General features: G+C 35.0%; 17 protein-coding genes. 8 read left to right on the forward strand and 9 right to left on the reverse strand.

Annotated elements, in window-relative coordinates:
- Positions 1-336: 336 nt before the first annotated feature.
- Both AACY93_RS09565 and AACY93_RS09570 read right to left on the reverse strand, forming a co-directional pair.
- On the reverse strand, positions 337-1,449 hold the full coding sequence (locus AACY93_RS09565) for a BamA/TamA family outer membrane protein (RefSeq protein ID WP_286854840.1): 1,113 nt from the start codon (positions 1,447-1,449) through the stop codon (positions 337-339).
- Entirely contained in the window at positions 1,449-2,084 is a 636-nt protein-coding gene (locus tag AACY93_RS09570) for a hypothetical protein (RefSeq protein ID WP_286854841.1), read from the reverse strand. The genes AACY93_RS09565 and AACY93_RS09570 overlap by 1 nt, the downstream gene beginning before the upstream one ends.
- 250 nt (positions 2,085-2,334) lie before the next feature.
- Between AACY93_RS09570 and era the strand changes: the two genes are divergently transcribed.
- Positions 2,335-3,210 (forward strand): GTPase Era, encoded by an 876-nt coding sequence (gene era / locus AACY93_RS09575; RefSeq protein ID WP_286854842.1) that lies wholly within the window; start codon positions 2,335-2,337, stop codon positions 3,208-3,210.
- A gap of 76 nt (positions 3,211-3,286) precedes the next feature.
- Here era and AACY93_RS09580 read toward each other — a convergent pair whose 3' ends face one another.
- Together AACY93_RS09580 and AACY93_RS09585 are read right to left on the reverse strand one after the other, a co-directional pair.
- A complete protein-coding gene (locus AACY93_RS09580; RefSeq protein WP_286854843.1) occupies positions 3,287-3,793 on the reverse strand; it encodes a GTP-binding protein in 507 nt (168 codons plus the stop codon).
- Between the two features lie 13 nt (positions 3,794-3,806).
- Complete coding sequence (locus AACY93_RS09585; RefSeq protein ID WP_286854844.1) at positions 3,807-4,538, reverse strand: SIMPL domain-containing protein; 732 nt, start codon at positions 4,536-4,538, stop codon at positions 3,807-3,809.
- Positions 4,539-4,620: 82 nt separating this feature from the next.
- Here AACY93_RS09585 and der point away from each other — a divergent pair, with 82 nt between their 5' ends.
- Together der and AACY93_RS09595 are read left to right on the forward strand one after the other, a co-directional pair.
- Complete coding sequence (gene der, locus AACY93_RS09590; protein WP_007648146.1) at positions 4,621-5,925, forward strand: ribosome biogenesis GTPase Der; 1,305 nt, start codon at positions 4,621-4,623, stop codon at positions 5,923-5,925.
- A gap of 105 nt (positions 5,926-6,030) precedes the next feature.
- A complete protein-coding gene (locus AACY93_RS09595; RefSeq protein WP_286854845.1) occupies positions 6,031-8,841 on the forward strand; it encodes a TonB-dependent receptor in 2,811 nt (936 codons plus the stop codon).
- A gap of 65 nt (positions 8,842-8,906) precedes the next feature.
- Here AACY93_RS09595 and AACY93_RS09600 read toward each other — a convergent pair whose 3' ends face one another.
- Genes AACY93_RS09600 through AACY93_RS09620 form a run of 5 tightly spaced genes read right to left on the reverse strand, consistent with a single transcriptional unit; the run spans position 8,907 to position 12,126 of the window.
- Positions 8,907-9,692, reverse strand: coding sequence for a TPM domain-containing protein (locus AACY93_RS09600; protein WP_286854899.1), 786 nt, complete (start codon positions 9,690-9,692; stop codon positions 8,907-8,909).
- A 29-nt stretch (positions 9,693-9,721) separates the two neighbouring features.
- Positions 9,722-10,162 (reverse strand): TPM domain-containing protein, encoded by a 441-nt coding sequence (locus AACY93_RS09605; RefSeq protein ID WP_286854846.1) that lies wholly within the window; start codon positions 10,160-10,162, stop codon positions 9,722-9,724.
- A 7-nt stretch (positions 10,163-10,169) separates the two neighbouring features.
- Complete coding sequence (locus tag AACY93_RS09610) at positions 10,170-10,769, reverse strand: LemA family protein (protein WP_286854847.1); 600 nt, start codon at positions 10,767-10,769, stop codon at positions 10,170-10,172.
- 56 nt (positions 10,770-10,825) lie between these two features.
- Entirely contained in the window at positions 10,826-11,155 is a 330-nt protein-coding gene (locus AACY93_RS09615) for a MerR family transcriptional regulator (protein WP_286854848.1), read from the reverse strand.
- Positions 11,155-12,126, reverse strand: coding sequence for a M23 family metallopeptidase (locus AACY93_RS09620; RefSeq protein WP_007648152.1), 972 nt, complete (start codon positions 12,124-12,126; stop codon positions 11,155-11,157). The genes AACY93_RS09615 and AACY93_RS09620 overlap by 1 nt, the downstream gene beginning before the upstream one ends.
- Positions 12,127-12,357: 231 nt before the next feature.
- Here AACY93_RS09620 and alaS point away from each other — a divergent pair, with 231 nt between their 5' ends.
- The 5 genes from alaS (at position 12,358) to AACY93_RS09645 (ending at position 19,274) form a co-directional block, all read left to right on the forward strand.
- On the forward strand, positions 12,358-14,973 hold the full coding sequence (alaS, locus tag AACY93_RS09625; protein WP_287005907.1) for an alanine--tRNA ligase: 2,616 nt from the start codon (positions 12,358-12,360) through the stop codon (positions 14,971-14,973).
- A gap of 115 nt (positions 14,974-15,088) precedes the next feature.
- Entirely contained in the window at positions 15,089-16,087 is a 999-nt protein-coding gene (locus AACY93_RS09630) for a GSCFA domain-containing protein (RefSeq protein ID WP_287005906.1), read from the forward strand.
- A 123-nt stretch (positions 16,088-16,210) separates the two neighbouring features.
- The gene (locus tag AACY93_RS09635) at positions 16,211-16,738 is read left to right on the forward strand and encodes a DUF6252 family protein (protein WP_287005904.1); all 528 of its coding nucleotides are present in this window, start codon (positions 16,211-16,213) and stop codon (positions 16,736-16,738) included.
- A 288-nt stretch (positions 16,739-17,026) separates the two neighbouring features.
- A complete protein-coding gene (locus AACY93_RS09640) occupies positions 17,027-17,314 on the forward strand; it encodes a hypothetical protein (protein WP_286854854.1) in 288 nt (95 codons plus the stop codon).
- Between the two features lie 4 nt (positions 17,315-17,318).
- Entirely contained in the window at positions 17,319-19,274 is a 1,956-nt protein-coding gene (locus AACY93_RS09645; protein WP_286854855.1) for a sensor histidine kinase, read from the forward strand.
- The last annotated feature ends 7 nt before the right edge of the window (positions 19,275-19,281 follow it).

The raw sequence follows: 19,281 nt of genomic DNA on the forward strand, positions 1-19,281 counted from the left end.
TTAATATGCATCCAAAAAGAGATGGCAATCCATACCAAATTAGACTTTAAGGAAGATGGTTCATTATGGGTGATTTACTTAAAAACTAAATTTTAAATAAATTTCGGATGTTGTACAAGTTTCTTTATAAAGCTCAACGAGCTTTGGCTAGTTAATCCAGTTCCTGCAACTAAATTGAATCACTTCAAAAAAAATGATTTGGCTTTCGCTAAACCGTTATTTATATGCATATAAATTTTTCATTACCTTGAAAAGAACTGCAAAATGAATATGCGACCATTCTACAAAAATTTAATAGAAGGAGGTGAACATACCGAACTGTTGGAACATTCATACTTAAAACGCTTCATTAATCCCAAAGTAAACCCCATTGCTACCATCAATACCTATACCTGCATCCAGTCGAACCCAAGTGTCCTGGGTTTTTAAAAGTTTAAATCTAATGCCTCCTCCAGCACTTGGTTTTAAATCGTTTAGGCTTAAAAGTTGTTTTTGATTGTTTGCTACTTTACCCATAAGCCCAAATCCAGCCAAAGCCCAACGAGGTTTAAAACGATATCGGTATTCTGCTTGGAACAGGTACAGACTTTTGTCTATATACCTTCCTTGATAGTAGCCACGAGCTCTATTGCCACCACCATACCAGGCCAATCCCTGGAATGGAGGATTTCCGTAATTCCCTTCGTAATACAATTGTAAAGCAACTATGCTATGTTCTCCTATTTTTTGGTAAGTGCGTAAGTCTGCAATAAATTTGTTGTAATTTTCCGTAGCTCCAAAAAGTTCACTGGAAAATTGGGCATTCATTTTAAGCAAATGCCCAGAAAGAGGTGAACCCACATTGTCCCTGGAATCTAAATTAAAAATCACTCCAAACCCGCTAATAACAGCTCCATCGCTACCCGTAATGTCTCCTTGGCTTAAAAGACCTCCATCAACAACTTTGGTTACATCATGGTTTTCATAAATGTACTCAAAACCAAAATTAAGGGCTGGAGGCAATCGTTTTAAAAAACTGACCTTTAATATTTGTGAGGTCATATCGTAAGATTCCTCATTGCTATTGGGTGTGTCATTGCCAATTCCCCAAAAATTGTTTGGAAATATTTTCCACTTAAAATTCATGTCAAGAAAATAATCGCCTTTGCCAAAATAAATTTGTGGGATCACATCAATAATAAACTGTTTATTGGATGTCATTATAAAATCTACAAAAACATTGGAAACCCTATCGTTGTATATGTTTTTTTGTTTTAATAAAAATACTTGTGCTCCAGCGCCAAAGCCAAGGCTTGTTTCTGGAGTGTAAAAAATTATGGGTATGGCTACAAATTGAAATTTTTTATTCTTATTGATGGTGTCGGACTTGATCACATCGTCTTTTTGCTGACCAAATCCATCAGGAATAAAAAAGATACATATCAATATAAAGAAAAATAGTTTTTTCATTAAAGAGGTTTCGAGTCCAACAATATTTTAAATCCAAAAGAGAAGGAAAGGTTGCTAAGCTCAAAAGAGTTTTGGTTTGTACTCTCATTGATATTGTTTTCCTGCGTTAAATTCAACCAATAAACATTATAGTTAAGGCCAAGTTCAAAAGATACGCGATCTTGTATAACATACGAAAAACCAAAGGTTGAAAGAAACCCAAAACCACCACCTTTATTTACGTTTTCAACATACACTTCTTCATCCAATCCACCAATGGTTTCCCTGTATAAAACATAGCCAGGGGATAAACTGAAAAACACAGAGCCAATGCTGCTTGGAGAAAGAAAGTAAGTGCCTTTTGGACCTATAAAGAAAATCTCGGAAGTATTTTCCTCGTTTTCATTTTCTTCATTCCTTCGTTCCATATTGGCCGAAATACCAAGGTTTAAACGGTCTATTATAAATTTTCCCGTACCAATTTCAACTCTGTACCAATTGCTTATGGATTTATTATCTGTTTTTGTGTTTTCAAAAGATCCTGAGCCTATGGAACCTGTTAATCCCGTAAGCCATCTGCCTTTTCTAAAAGGGGTAACATCAGCAGTGTGAGTTGTGTCTGTTTGGGTGTCTTGTGAATAACAAATAGTAGGCATGAAACAGATGCATGCTGTAATGAAAAAGGCAAAAAGCAATTTGTTTATCACTTAAAAACGGTTCTTTATAATAGGGTTGAACTTATACTACGAAAGTATTAAAAAAAACCTACATAATGTTTAATACATTAAAAAGTTACCAAACATGAAAAAAGTAAAAAGGAATAAAATCGACAAGGTTTTTTTAACTAGACATGGGATTGTTACGTTTAAAAATTTTAAAACTATCTTTGCATATTAAATGTTTAAGATGCACAAAGCAGGTTTTGTAAATATTATAGGAAATCCAAATGTTGGGAAATCCACATTAATGAATGCGTTTGTTGGTGAAAAGTTGTCCATTATTACTTCTAAAGCACAAACCACACGTCATAGGATTTTAGGAATAGTGAATGGAGAGAATTTTCAAATGATATTGAGTGACACTCCTGGAATCATCAAACCAGCTTATCAATTACAGGAGTCCATGATGGATTTTGTAAAATCTGCTTTTGATGATGCCGATGTGCTAATTTACATGGTGGAAATTGGTGAAAAAGAGCTGAAAGACGAAACTTTTTTTAATAAGATTACCAATTCCAAAATCCCCGTTTTATTACTGCTGAATAAAATTGATAAATCAAACCAAGAACAGCTAGAAGAACAAGTGCAAAGTTGGGCAACCAAAGTGCCAAATGCGGAAATTTATGCCATTTCAGCACTGGAAGGTTTTCAAGTGCAAGAGGTGTTTAACCGTATTGTAGAATTGCTTCCAGAATCGCCACCTTTTTATCCTAAAGATCAGCTTACAGACAAACCAGAACGGTTTTTTGTAAATGAAACCATTCGAGAAAAAATATTGTTGCATTACAAAAAAGAAATTCCATACGCTGTGGAAATTGATACTGAAGAGTTTTTTGAAGAAGAAAACATCATTAGGATGCGTTCTGTAATTATGGTGGAGCGTGAAACCCAAAAAGGCATCATTATAGGACATAAAGGAGCAGCTTTAAAACGGGTAGGTATGGAAGCCAGAAAAGACCTGGAAAAATTCTTTGGTAAACAAGTGCATTTGGAACTATACGTTAAAGTGAATAAAAACTGGCGTAACGATCAAAAACAATTAAAACGATTTGGGTATAATTAGGCGCTTTCATAATCTGTAGAGTCAAGTCTCGGCTTGTCAGTAAGCGAGTTGTACGTTCAGGATTTTAAGACTCAAATTAAGCGTTTCTTAGGGTATCTCGCATAAATCCATGCAGCAAATGCATCTCCTCCATGCCTGCTTTTTTGCCCATTTGCCCAATCACATACAACGCTATCCATATAATTACCATAAAAAACATCAGGCTTATTTGCAGTGCATAACTTGTTTTTAAGGCCCAATTGGTATAAGCCCAAACTCCAAACCCAATAAATAGTCCAGCCACTATAAAATGAAAAAACATAAACATGGTCCAGACTGTTGGGTTGGGACCAAACAATCCACGAATGGTACATGAATTTTCATCAATTTCATCAATTTCTAGATGTAGTTGTGGCGACCAAAAATGTTGTTTGTTTTTGGGTAATTTCAAAAACACATGATTGTCTATTCTGGAAACTATAAAGTTGTCTTGTTCTTTTTTGGCTTTATCAAATAAACCTAATAAATATTCATTGTTTTGGTTTTTTTCAAATTTAAAACGTGGTCTTAAAACCACTTCGTTAAGAGTAGAGGAGTTAGACATATAATTTCAAAAATTATTTCACTTTATAATCCAGTTTCATGGTAATGGAGGCTGTTTTTTCTTTCGATTCCGTGTTAAAGGTGCCTCCCCAAGAATAATCTTCGTCAGAATTCTGTCCGGTTATTTGAAAAATGCCCATTTTGGCAGAAATTAATTCCCCCAATTTACCACCAGAATTTTCAGCAATCATGTCTGCTCTGTGTTTGGCATCAGCAGTAGCTTTGGAAATCATTTCAATCTTTAAATCGGCCAATTTGGTGTAATAATATCTAGGCGATTGTGAATAAAATTGAATGCCTTTATTTAATAGTTCGGTAATTTCCCTTGAAACAGATTCTACTTTTTCTACATCTTTGGAATCTATTTGTAACGATTGAGTTAAAATATACCCTAAAAATTCTTCACCTATATATTGTCCGTCGTTATTGTACTTGCCACGTGTGTTTTTTCTACTGTTAACAGCATTGAAAACCAATTCTTTTTCGGTTAACCCTTTGGAAAGTAAATAGTCCGAAATTATTTTTTTGTCTTTTTCAAGGTCACTATACGCTTGTTGTAGGTTAAAGCTCTCTTTGGAAAAAGAACCTTCCCACACAATCAAATCCGAAGTAAAATCGGCTTTCCCCAAGCCAGTTACAGAAATGGTGCCTTCGGTTTGATTTCTATTCATAAAGGCATTGCCTAACAAAAAAGCAGAAATGACTATCGCTAAGGAAAAAATTATGGCAGCAATGTTGTTTTTCATAATTAAATATATTTTTTTGAGTGACACAAAATACAACGAAATCATAAGCATATCATTATATTTGCACCAAAATTTATTTAAAATGAGTAACATAGTTGCCATAGTGGGAAGACCCAATGTAGGGAAATCGACTTTTTTTAACCGTTTAATTAAAAGAAGAGAGGCTATTGTTGATGCCGTAAGTGGTGTTACCAGAGATAGACATTACGGAAAAAGCGATTGGAATGGCGTAGAGTTTTCTTTGATTGATACAGGTGGTTACGTAAAAGGTAGCGATGATGTTTTTGAAGCAGAAATAGACAAACAAGTGGAGCTGGCAATAGATGAAGCCGATGCCATTATTTTTATGGTAGATGTAGAGTCTGGTGTTACTGGAATGGACGAAGATGTGGCCACTTTACTTAGAAAAGTTAAAAAACCCGTGTTTTTGGTGGTGAACAAAGTAGACAATGCCAAAAGAGCAGAAGATGCCGTAGAGTTTTATTCTTTAGGCTTGGGAGACTACTTTACCATTGCCAGTATCAATGGTAGTGGCACAGGAGATTTACTGGATGCCCTTGTAGAGGCTTTACCGGAAAAAGAACATGTTGAAGAAGACGAATTGCCAAGATTTGCTGTAGTTGGAAGACCCAATGCAGGAAAATCATCGTTTATAAACGCACTTATTGGTGAAGATAGGTATATAGTTACAGACATTGCTGGCACAACAAGAGATTCCATAGATACCAAATACAACCGTTTTGGTTTTGAATTCAATTTGGTGGATACTGCTGGAATAAGACGAAAATCCAAGGTCAAAGACGATCTGGAATTTTATTCGGTTATGCGCAGTGTTCGTGCCATTGAGCATTGTGATGTATGTTTGTTGGTCATGGACGCAACTCGTGGTTTTGATGGTCAAGTACAGAATATTTTTTGGTTGGCAGAACGCAACAGGAAAGGTATAGTAATATTGGTTAACAAATGGGATTTGGTTGAAAAAGACAACAAATCCACCAATCAATATGAAAAGATAATAAGAAAGGAGATCGAGCCATTTACCGATGTGCCTATAGTTTTTATTTCTGTATTGAACAAACAACGTATTTTTAAAGCTATTGAAACAGCTGTTGAAGTATATAACAACCGAACCAAAAAAATTAAAACCAGTGTTTTGAATGAGGTGTTGTTGCCAATTATTGAACACAATCCACCACCAGCATACAAAGGAAAGTTTGTGAAAATTAAATACATCATGCAATTGCCAACGCCACAGCCACAATTCGCATTTTTCTGTAATTTACCTCAATATGTAAGGGAACCTTACAAACGCTTTCTTGAAAACAAACTTCGCGAACATTTTGATTTTAAAGGGGTTCCGGTAAGTGTGTATATGCGTAAGAAGTAAAATTTATATTTTTCTTAAGAAAATTCATACGAAAAACTAAGTACATTCGTTTTTTATTGTTGAACTCCAGATGAGTTCTTTTTTAAGCTATCAATCAAAAAAACCATGAAGTATTTTTTATTTTTCATTGCTTTGTTATGCTTCACTGTTTCATTTTCCCAATCCAATACCTTTGAAATTTCAGGAACTGTGGTTTCGGCCGATGATAAAATGCCACTTGAGTCTGCAACCGTACATTTAGAACGCATAAAAGACAGTACAGTTGTTACATATACCATTACAGATAAAAATGGTAAATTCTTTTTAAAAGATAATTTAAGCGATACAACGGTTAACTTGTACGTGTCTTATGTTGGTTACAGGACCTATTTAAAAAAAGTTACATTAAACCAAAACTTCATTCATTTAAATACCTTGGAATTGGAAGTGAATTCAAGTGCTTTAAACGAAGTGCTTATTACATCTCAAGCACCAATTACCATTAAAAAAGACACCTTGGAATTTAATGTAAAATCCTTTAAAACAAAAAAGGATGCAACTGTTGAGGATTTACTGAAAGAGCTTCCAGGTGTTGAGGTGGATGAAGCCGGAAAAATAAAAGTCAACGGAAAAGAAGTGAGTAAAATACTGGTAAATGGCAAACCTTTTTTTGGAGACGACCCAACCATTACCACGAAAAATTTAACCAAGGAAATTATAGATAAGGTCCAAATTGTGGACAGCAAAACAAAATCTGAAGCCTTTACAGGAGAAGTTACAGATGGTGAAGAAAAAACCATAAACCTAACCATTAGTGAAGAAAAGAATAAAGGGGTTTTTGGACGAGTAGCTGCTGGAGGAGGTACAGACCAGCGTTATGAATTTGCAGGCATGCTCAATTACTTTAACAACGACCAACGTGTGAGTGTTTTAGCAGGTGGCAACAATATTAATTCGCCAGGATTCAGTTTTGGGGAGATTCGAAAAATGTTCGGGAATATCAACAGTATGTCTGTTTCCAGTAATGGCACCTTTACCATAGATGGTAGAACGTTTGGTGGTGGGGCAGGTATAACAAAATCTCAAAATGCAGGAGCCAATTATGCCGATGTCATTGGTGAAAAAACAGATATCTCAGCCGATTATTTTTACTCTGGCAGCAATTCGGAAAATCAAACAGCAACCCAACGGGAAAATATTTTACCAGATTCCCGTTATTATACCAATTCTACATCCAGTAGTTATAACGATAGCGGCAGCCATAGCGCCAATATAGGTTTCGATATAGAAATAGATTCTACTTTATTGATTAATGTGGATCCATCCTTTCGTTATTCCAAAAGCCAAAATACCTATACAGGTTATGAAGCGTCTTTAAACAACTCTAAAGTCTTAACCAACGAGTCGCATACAAATTCACAGGTTGAAAATGTTGCAACCAATTTCACCAATAAGCTAAACGTCACTAAAAAATTTGGAAGTAAAGGAGCTTATATAAAAGCTGGAGTTGATGTAAGGGTAAACTCAAGGGAATCTAACGATTACTTGACATCGCTAACAAATGTATATGGTGAAGATGTTAACAACCCAAACAACCCGGATTATGTTTTAATAGACCAAACCAGTCGCGATCAATTTACAGATGGAAATGGAGATACCAAAACCCTTAGGTCCAATGTAAGTTACAGATTGCCCATTATTGACAAAAAGTTATTTGTGAATTTTGATTATGAGTATTCGAATACCAAAACAGATGATACCAAAAGCACATTTGATAAAGATGCAGAAGGATATTATACCATTTTTAACCAAAGCTTGAGTACCGATTTTGAATATACTGATGAGACAAGTGCTCCAGGAATTGCTTTAAGCTATAAAACCGAAGCGTTTTCAGCAAGAATAGCAAGCTCCTACTTGTTTAGGACATTGGGCAACAAAGATTTGTTAAGACCCGAATTTAATATAGAAAGAACGTTAAAAAACATGCAACTTAACTCTTATATGAATTACAAGTTAAGTGATAAAGCATCTGTATACCTCAATTATTATCTACAGAACAATCCACCAGAATTACAACAGTTGCAAGCCTTTGCAGACGTATCGGATCCATTGAATACCATTGTTGGAAACCCTAACCTGGAACCTGAAACAAGTCATAGTTTTTATGCAGGATTCAATGCTTTCGATTTTCAGAAGAAAACAGGTATTTATGGTTATTTTGGTGGTGCTTTTACAGATAATAAAGTTGTTTCAAAATCCATTGTAACAGAAGATCTAGAGAGAATAACCACATACGAGAATGTAAACGGGAACTACAATGCTTATGGAGGTGTAGATTATAGTAAAAGCATAAAACTGGATAGTTTAAGGTCTGTTAAGGTTGGTTTTGGGGTTTATACCAACATCTATAAGAATATTAATTTTAACAATGACGTTCAATATGCCAGCCATGTAAATTCCTTTACTCCTGAATTGGATTTTACTTTTGAATGGAAAGATATTTTTGAAATCAGGCCAAGATACAGTGTTAGGTTCACTAATAATAAGTACAATTTGGACACTTTTGAGGATACCCAGTTTTTGTTTCATCAATTAAGGGTAAGGACTGTATGGTACCTACCTAAAAATTTTGAATGGCGAAATGATATAGAATATAATTACGATCCCAGCATATCAAGCAGTTTTCAACAAAGTGCCTGGTTTTGGAACAGTACCTTAGCCTATTCCTTTATGAAAGATAAAGCAATTCTTACTTTAAAGGCCTACGATTTATTGAACCAAAATACCAACGCTAGAAGAACAGCTACACAAAATTACATTCAAGATTCTCAAAGTACTGTTTTGCAACGCTATTTTATGCTTAGTTTTAGCTGGAAATTTAATAGTTTGGGCAAAAAAGGAGAAACACAAGACGATGGAATGTTCATTTTTGATTAAAGGGGTTCAATTTGAGTTTTAATTTCCCGCATTAAAAACTGGTACAGAACATTGCAGCTTGCAGTTTACCAACTACCTCCTGCGCCACCACCAGAGAAGCCTCCACCTCCAAAACCTCCACCAAAGCCACCTCCAGAAAACCCACCACCAGATGAGCCACCAAAGCCACCAGAAGAGCCACCATAGCTACCTCTTCCCATATTGCTCAAAATTATGGCGTCCAGGATACTGAAACCTCCAGATTTCCTGCCTCCAGAGCCTCCAGAACCTCCACGTCTGTTTTTGGAAATAGAAATTAAAATGATGATAAACACAATGAACATGAAAAAGATGACTCCAAAGGGGAAGCCTGAATTATTGGAAGATTTTCTGGAGCCTTGGTATTCGCCCATTAAAACTTCAAAAATGGCATCGGTTCCTTTATCCAAACCACTGTAATAATCACCTCTTTTAAATTCGGGAATAATCACGTTTCTTGTAAGTTCCCCAACAATACCAGCAGTTAATTTGTGTTCCACGCCATAACCCGGAGAAATCCATATTTTTCTGTCGTCTCTAGCCAATAATATAAAAACACCATTATCTTCTTTGGCTTGGCCTATTCCCCATTCGTGAGCCCATTTGGCCGACAAAAGACCAATGTTCTCTCCTTTGGTTGTTGGGATAATGGCTACTACAATCTGTGTGGAAGTGGTGTCGGAATATTTTATGAGTTTTTGTTCCAGACTGCTTTTTTCTGAAGCAGACAATAAAGACGCGTAATCGTAAACACTGGTTTGTTTTTTGGGTGTCTTGGGTATATCGAATTGTGCCCACACGTTTTGAGTAAGACACAAACCCAAAAACAACATGATAACTAAGCGTATGGGTCTCTGTTTCATTATTTTCCTTTAGATATGTTGTTGGGTAATTCGTTTGTGTCTGCATGATGCCAAGGAAAATACGTCTCCAAGGCTTTACCGGCTTTTAAAATACCATCAACCAAACCTTGTTTAAAATGGCCCGATTTAAATTGTGCCTGTATGGCGTCTTTGGTATCGTTCCAGAAGTTTTTTCCAACCACATCGTTAATGCCTTTGTCGCCATATATAACAAAGGTTTTGTCTTCCACGGCAACATAAATCAAAACGCCATTTTGTTCTTTGGTATTGTCCATCTTTAATACATGGAACACTTCCATGGCACGATCAAAAGGGTCAATTTTAGAGGACTTTTCAATATGTACCCGAATCTCACCAGAGGTGTTTTTTTCGGCCTCTCGAATGGCATGAACAATTTCATGTTCTTCTTCTGCAGTTAAAAAATCTTCTATTTTAGACATTTTGTTACTAATTAAAATCAAATTCTACATCAACTGGTTTTTCAGCGCCAGCTTCAGCATCAAAATAAGGTTTTCCTTCAAAATCAAACATACCAGCCAAAATGGAATTAGGGAATTTTTTCACATGGTTGTTATAAGGTTTGATAGCTTCGTTATAACGGGTTCTGGCAGTTTGAATGGTGTTTTCGGTACTGGTTAATTCGTCTTGAAGTTTCAAGAAATTCTGGTTGGCCTTTAATTCTGGATAACGCTCAACCGTAACCAATAATCTGGATAAGGCACTGCTTAATCCACCTTGTGCTTGATTAAATTGCTCTAATTGTTCTGGTGTAATGTTAGAAGGATCAATAGTAGTTTTGGTGGCTTCACTTCTGGCTTTTATAACCGCCTCCAGTGTGCTTTTTTCAAAATCTGCTGCTCCTTTAACTGTGTTTACCAAATTACCAATTAAATCGTTTCTACGTTGGTAAGAGGTTTGTACATTTCCCCAAGCTTCGCTTACGTTTTCATTAAGTTCAATAGCTGTATTATTAAATCCTACAGCCCAATTATAAATGCCAAAACCAATTACGGCAATAATAATTACAGGAATTATCCATTTTTTCATGATAAAGTATTTAAGTGTTAGTGTTTGCTTTATTAGTTGTAAAAGTGATCTAATTGTTACAACTGATTTTTAATTTTAATAAGTTGTGCTTTAATAGCTTCTAATTTACTGATAATTTCGAAGGTTTCCAGAGGTTTTTTCTTTTCTTCTTTTAGGTGTGTTTTGGCACCTTCCAAGGTAAATCCTCTTTCTTTTACCAAATGAAAAATGAATTTTAGGTTTTTTATGTCTTCTGGAGTGAATTTTCTATTCCCTTTGGCGTTTTTTTTGGGTTTCAACACATCGAATTCTTTCTCCCAAAAACGGATTAAAGATGTATTTACTTCAAAAGCTTTGGCTACTTCGCCAATACTGTAATATCGTTTTTCGGGTAAATCTATGTGCATTAATCTAAAGATTGGTTTTCTAACGATGCGTGCTCCAACAATTTATTGAACTCTTCAGCAGATAAACTGCCATAGTAGAAGTTGATAGGATTGATGCGCTGATCGTCTTTAAAAATTTCGTAATGTAAGTGTGGTGCTTCAGATCGACCTGTACTGCCAACAAACCCAATAATATCTCCTCGTTTTACTTTTTGGTTTTTTCTAACGTTGTATTTGTATAAATGTGCATACAGGCTAACATAGCCATAGCCATGATTAATTCTTACATGGTTGCCATAACCAGCAGCACCATTATCTGCACGCTCTACCACGCCATCACCAGAAGCATAAACAGGTGTGCCACGAGGTGCCGTAAAATCCATTCCCCAATGCATTTTTCTTACTTTGGTAAATGGATCTGTTCTAATTCCGTATCCAGAAGCCATTCTGGTTAAATCTTCATTGTTTACTGGTTGTATGGCTGGAATAGCTGTTAATAGTTTTTCCTTTTCTTCAGCTAGTTTAGTAATCTCGTCTAAGGATTTGGATTGCACTACAATCTGTTTTTGGATTTGGTCTAAGCGTTTATGGGTTTCAATAATTAATTTAGAATTGTCAAAGCCTTCTAAATCTTTATATCTATTAATACCGCCAAAACCGGCTTTTCTTTGCTCCTCGGGAATTGGGTTGGCTTCAAAATACAATCTGTAGATATTGTTGTCCCTTTCTGCAATATTGGCTAAAACAACTTCTGTTTCGTCCATTTTTTTATTCAGCAACTCCAGTTGCAATTGGGCATTTTGAAGTTCGTGCCTTAGCCCTTTCTCACGAGGCGATTCTATGTACTGACTGGCAATAAAAACAAATAAAAAAGCAAATAAAGCAGATGCCAACAGAAACAACGAAATGTATTTAACCGTTCTTCTTTTTTTACGCTCTATTTTTCTATAGGAAAGCGTATCTGGATCATAATAATATTTTACCTTACTCATTATCTAATTTATGCTATTTTTGCATGGAATTTATAGGTGTTTGTGTATCTATTGAATTCCAAAACGAACAAACCTACAAAATATTTTCATTGTAAATTTAGTAAAAACTAAACGATAAAATAAGAAAGTAGGGTCTCTCAATCCGAAATTTAAAATAGATTTGTAGAGAAATTGTAAAAAACGCGTCGTTTTTATATAAAATTTAACAAAACAAGCATTCAAATTAACTAGATGAAGTCTCAAGAAGTACGTTCAAAATTTTTAAGTTTTTTTAAAGAGAAAAAACACAGTATTGTACCATCTGCACCAATGGTTTTAAAAGATGATCCTACACTTATGTTTGTGAATTCTGGAATGGCACCTTTTAAGGAATATTTTTTAGGAAATGCCAAGCCAAAAAACAACCGTATTGCAGATACTCAAAAATGCTTACGTGTGTCTGGAAAACACAACGACTTGGAAGAAGTGGGTTACGATACGTACCACCACACACTTTTTGAAATGCTAGGAAACTGGAGCTTTGGCGATTATTTTAAAAAAGAGGCCATTGCTTGGGCTTGGGAACTTCTAACAGAAGTTTATAAAATAGATAAAGACATTCTCTATGTAACTGTTTTTGAGGGAAGCAATGACAGCGATAACCTGTCTATGGATCAAGAAGCCTTCGATTTGTGGAAACAGTTTGTCCCAGAAGACCGAATTTTGATGGGCAATAAAAAAGACAATTTCTGGGAAATGGGAGACCAAGGGCCTTGTGGACCTTGTAGCGAAATCCACGTGGATATTCGTTCTACTGAAGAAAAAGCCAAAGTGGATGGAAAAACCTTAATAAATAAAGACCATCCTCAAGTGGTGGAAATATGGAATTTGGTGTTTATGCAATACAACCGAAAAGCAAACGGTTCCCTGGAAGTGCTGCCAAACAAACATATAGACACAGGAATGGGCTTTGAGCGCTTGTGCATGGTGTTGCAAGGCGTTCAAAGTAATTACGATACAGATGTTTTTACACCAATTATCAGGGAAATTGAAACCATTTCCAATAAACCTTATGGCAAAGATGAAAAAATAGATATTGCCATTCGTGTTATTTCAGATCACGTTCGTGCAGTAGCATTCTCAATTGCAGATGGCCAATTGCCAAGCAACACAGGAGCAGGTTATGTGATCAGACGGATTTTACGTCGTGCCATTCGTTACAGTTTTACATTTTTGGAACAGAAAGAACCATTTATTTATAGATTGGTAGAGGTGTTAAGCCAGAAAATGGGAGAGGCCTTTCCAGAACTTAAAGCCCAAAAACAATTGATAGAGAATGTTATTAGGGAAGAAGAACAATCGTTTTTAAGAACCCTGGATCAAGGGTTGGTACTGCTAAACAGAATTGTAGAAGATGAAACATCGGAAGTGATATCTGGAGAAAAAGCATTCGAATTATACGACACCTTTGGTTTTCCTATAGATTTAACGGCTTTAATTCTTCGTGAAAAAGGCTTGAAATTGGATGAAGCTGGTTTTCATGCAGAAATGAAAAAACAAAAAGACCGTTCTCGTGCAGCCAGTGAAATGAGTACCGAAGACTGGACCATTTTAAAAGAAGATGCCGTTCAGGAATTTGTTGGTTATGATATGTTGGAAACCAAAGTAAAAATTACACGATACAGAAAGGTGATATCCAAAAAAGATGGCGCCATGTATCAGTTGGTTTTCAATTTAACACCTTTTTATCCGGAAGGAGGAGGGCAAGTAGGTGACAAAGGTTATTTGGAAGATGCTCATGGAGACATAGTTTATATCTTAGACACCAAAAAAGAGAATAATGTTATTATTCATTTTGCTAAAAACTTGCCCAAACATTTAGAAGAAACATTTACGGCAACGGTAGATGCCAAACAACGTTACAGGACAGAGTGCAACCATACGGCAACACACTTGTTGCATCAAGCTTTAAGGGAAATTTTAGGAGACCATGTCGAGCAAAAAGGCTCAGCAGTGCATTCAAAATACTTGCGTTTTGATTTTTCACATTTCTCTAAGCTAACTTCTGAAGAATTACGGGATGTGGAAAGTTTTGTAAATGCCAGGATTGCAGGAAAACTACCTCTACAGGAAAAACGTAATATTCCTATGGAACAAGCTTTGGAAGAAGGTGCCATAGCTCTTTTTGGTGAAAAATATGGCGATACGGTTCGTGCCATTCGTTTTGGGCAATCCATGGAGCTTTGTGGCGGAACACACGTAAAGAACACAGGCGATATTTGGTATTTTAAAATTGTTTCTGAAGGAGCTGTGGCTGCAGGAATCCGAAGGATAGAAGCCATAACAAACGATGCTGTTAAAGACTATTTTGAAGATGCCAATAAAGCATTTACAGATATAAAAAGCCTGCTGAACAATCCTAAAGAACCTATAAAAGCTTTAGAGAGCCTTCAAGCAGAAAATGCCGATTTAAAAAAGCAAATTGAAAGTTTGCTTAAAGACAAGGCAAAAAACATAAAAAGTGATCTTAAAGCAGAATTGACTGAAAAGAATGGCATTCTATTTTTAGCAAAGAAATTGGACTTGGATGCTGCTGGAATAAAAGATGTTTGTTTTGAAATGGGAAGCCAGTATTCTAATTTGTTCTTGATATTTGGTGCCGAAAACGATGGTAAAGCCTTATTATCCTGTTACATTTCCAAAGAATTGGTTTCAGAAAAAGGATTGAATGCAGGACAAATAGTTAGGGAATTGGGAAAATATATCCAAGGAGGTGGAGGAGGACAGCCTTTCTTTGCAACAGCAGGAGGGAAACATCCAGAAGGTATAGATGAAGCTTTAAAAGCCAGTGAGAACTATATAAAATAATATTCGTAGTTTTTGTCCAGAAAAACGCAGGGCAAAACCTAAGAGATTCACAGAGACTTTAAAAAAAAAGTCTCTGTGAATCTCTGTGTAATAAGTGGTTTTATAAAATACTTTAATGAATCTTCAAACAAAAATCCAAGTAAAAAAGCAACCACATAATCAAATAGATTATCAATCTAAGCTATTTTTAATTGGATCGTGTTTTGTTGAGAATATAGGGTCGAAATTTGAGTATTATAAATTTCAAACCCTTCAAAATCCGTTTGGTATTTTGTTTCACCCTTTAGCCATAGAAAACTTAATAACCCATGCCATTAATGAAAAAGTGTATACTGAAGAGGATCTCTTTTTTCAAAACGAACAATGGCATTGTTTTGAGGCGCATTCCAAATTAAGTTCCACATCCAAAAACGATTTGTTAAATGGTTTAAACCAGCAAATTCAAGCTGCAAATCATCAAATAAAAGATACAACACATATAATTCTTACTCTAGGAACTGCTTGTGTCTATAGGTTTATAGATACAGATGCCATTGTGGCCAATTGCCATAAAGTTCCACAAAAGAGGTTTTTAAAGGAATTACTTTCAGTAGACGACATTTTGCAATCCCTTCAAGCTATTGTAAGTTTAATTAAAAGTGTGAATAAAAAAGCAACCATAGTTTTTACAGTGTCTCCAGTAAGACATTTAAAAGATGGGTTTGTGGAAAACACCCAAAGTAAGGCACATTTAATTTCAGCCATACATGAATTTTTAAGTCAACAACCTGTCCTTACCGAAATGAGACTTTCGGGCAGCCCGACAATCTGCAATCAGCAAACTTTTTATTTCCCAGCTTACGAACTTATGATGGATGAACTTCGGGATTATCGTTTTTATGCAGAAGACATGGTTCATCCCAATCAAACAGCCATTAATTATATTTGGGAAATATTTAAAGACGTTTGGATTTCAAACAACGCGTTTAAAACCATGGACGAAGTTGAGACTATCCAAAAAGGGCTTCAGCACAAACCATTCAATCCAAATTCCGAAGCACATCAATTGTTTCTTCAAAAATTATCAGAGAGAATAGACAGGCTGCAATTGCGATTCCCACATATTTTGTTTTAAACTCTCCAGCCTATTTTGTCAAGTATCCATACCTTGTTTTAAAAATACGTAATTCTTCGTATTGATTGCCAAGCCGTTAATTCGCAATTTTGGAATATTATTAACCTCAAAAATATTTCAACAATGAGAACTTTAAAACATGTCACATTACTATTAATGTGTTTTTCGCTAATGACTTTTACTTCTTGCTCCAACGATGATGATGGAGGAGATGGAGGAGGTGGTGGAGGAGCTGCTTCAGGTACTATTACAGCCAAGATTAACGGAAGCTCTTTTACTTCTTTAGAAATGACTTCTTTTGCAAATACCACAACAGGTGGAGGGCAAACCACATTGGTCATGCAAGGGAACACACAATCTCAAGCTATTAATATGATTATTAATGGTTATGATGGTGTAGGTACTTATCAGCTAAGTGATGATAATGTATTTCGCTCTGCTTCTTATATAGAGCCTAATATTAGTGATCCAATGGCAACACAAACATGGAATGCGCCTTTCCAAGATTCTGGAGTGGTTGGGGAAATTAAAATTTCGGAAGAAACCGATACCAATATTAAAGGAACTTTCAATTTTACTTGTAAAAACAGTAATGATGGAACGACCAAAAACGTTACGGAAGGTTCTTTTAACTTGAATAAGCAACAGTAAATACGCTTGTACAACTTCTTAAAGTCTTGACAATTAAATCTTGTTGTTGAGATTAAACCCGATTAGGCGCAATACAGGTAGGTTGTTGCGCTTAATCTTTTTAAAACATCGTTTTATCGAAAAATTATTTAGTATCTACCATTAAATCGTATTTTCATCATGCTATTAATCAATTTTTATAAACAAACATCAGGCAACATCTACTTTTGAGGGATCGCGTTTGATGTTTTTTTATATCTATAATGTAAACAATAGCATGCTTTAAATATCTTAATAAAGCATTGGGTTATGGATTTCAATTTTCTATTTTCTTTAGTTCTGTTCATGCTTATAAGTATCTTGTTGCTTTTGAGCTTAAAAACCATTAGGGCAACCAAATGGCAGGTCAAAAACGCTCAAGAAAATTACTTAAAGTTGCATAAAAAGCTGGTTGATAGCAGGTTGATGCAAGAACAGAATGTGGAAAAAAATGCTTATTTGGAACGTTATAATAAATCTTTGATGGATGCCTTATTCGAAATTACAAAAGAGCTGCTATTAACAAAAAAGAGTATATTAGAAGCGTCATTTAATTAAGTTTATGAAGAACAAATTGCTGCTATTTTTGGCTTTATTGATACACGTTTGCGTTTTTTCACAAAGTCCTAAAGAAATTATAGATAGTTTAAAAACGGAACTAACTAAAAATCCATCCGATTCCATAAAAGTTAAATCATTCAGCGATTTGTGCTGGTTTTATAGAACCGTTTCTATGGATTCTGCATTTTTTTATGGAAATAAAGCTCTTGAATTATCAAAAAACACTAAAAATGAAAATGGCATTGCCCAAGCCTATAACGATATTGGAATTCTTCATTACACATTAGCAGAATATAACGAAGCGATGGGTAATTATCGAAATTCTTTAAACATTAGAAAAAGAATTAAAGATACCTTAGGCCAAGCCAGCTTGTATAATAAAATGGGTTTATGTTTTCAAAATACATTTAAGCTTGATTCCGCTATATACTACAATACAAGGGCATTAGAGATTTATGAACAACAGAACAAACTAAAGAACGCAAGTGCTTTAAAAGGTAATATTGCTAATATTTATAGAGGCTTAAAACAATACGATAAAGCTCTTAAAACGCATTTAGAAATATTGGAAACTGCAAAAACAATTGAAGATTACCCTATGATGACGCGTTCTTATAACAATATTGCCAACGCATATCTACATTTGCAAGACACTTTAAATAGCAAGAGATATTTTAAACAAGGCATTGAAGTTGCAAAAACCCATAATTTGTATAATGAGCTTGGAGCTTTATACAATAATTATGGCTCTTTATTGGCGAGCACAGGGCAAATGCAAGATGGTATAGATAATATATTGAAATCTTTATCAATACGAAAAAAAATAACCGATAACCAAGGTATTGCAAGCTCTTCTTTAAATTTAGGCGATTTGTACTTAAGAATGGGAGAATATAAAACAGCAAAGGGTTATTTGGATGAAGGAATAAAATTAGCTGAACAGTACAACGCGAATGAACTTCGAGTGAATGGCTATAGTAATCTTTCGTACTATTTTGCTTTTAATAAAAATATAGATAGTGTTCAATACTATCAACGGAAATATAAACTGGTTGAAGATTCTCTTTTTAATAATCGTATTACTAGAGAAGTGGCAGAAGTTCAAGAGAAATATAACGCTAACGAAAGAGAAAATCAAATCCTTTTGCAACGTGCGGAACTTGCCGAAAAAGAAAGAGACATAAGTTATAAGAACAATTTTATTTTAGGCTTGGTGGCCTTGGCAGTTGTTATATCTTTATTCGGATTTCTGGTTTACAACCAACAAAAATTAAAACACAACCAACTTAAAAAAGAAACCGAATTAAAAGAAGCTCTAATTAAAATCGAAACCCAAAACAAACTGCAAGACCAACGTTTAAGAATCAGTAGGGACTTGCATGATAATATAGGTGCACAACTAACCTTTATTATTTCGTCTCTGGATAATTTAAAATACGGCTTTAAACTTCCAGACAATTTAAGCGAAAAACTTAAGCATATTAGTGAGTTTACTTCTTCAACCATATATGAGTTAAGAGATACCATTTGGGCCATGAATAAAACGGAAATTTCTTTTGAAGACTTACAAGCCAGAATCTCTAATTTTATTGAAAAAGCAAATAAATCATCTCATGCCGTAACCTTTAATTTTAACGTGGACAAAGAATTGAAAAACCATAAAATGTTCACATCTGTTCAAGGTATGAACATCTATAGGATTATTCAGGAAGCCATAAACAACGCATTAAAATATGCCAATGCCACTCAAATTGATGTCGACTTTTCATCAAAGAATACTGTTTACGAACTAAAAATTACAGATAACGGAATAGGTTTCGACCTCAATAACATTGAATTTGGCAATGGTATAAACAACATGAAAAAACGCGCACATGAACTGGAAGCAGAGTTTGAAATAACATCTCAATTGAATAAGGGAACAACCATAAGGGTCTATAAAACAAGGAATACGTAATTCTTCG

It is taken from the genome of uncultured Xanthomarina sp. (assembly GCF_963971605.1).
In the GTDB taxonomy this organism is placed as follows: Bacteria; Bacteroidota; Bacteroidia; order Flavobacteriales; family Flavobacteriaceae; genus Xanthomarina; species Xanthomarina gelatinilytica.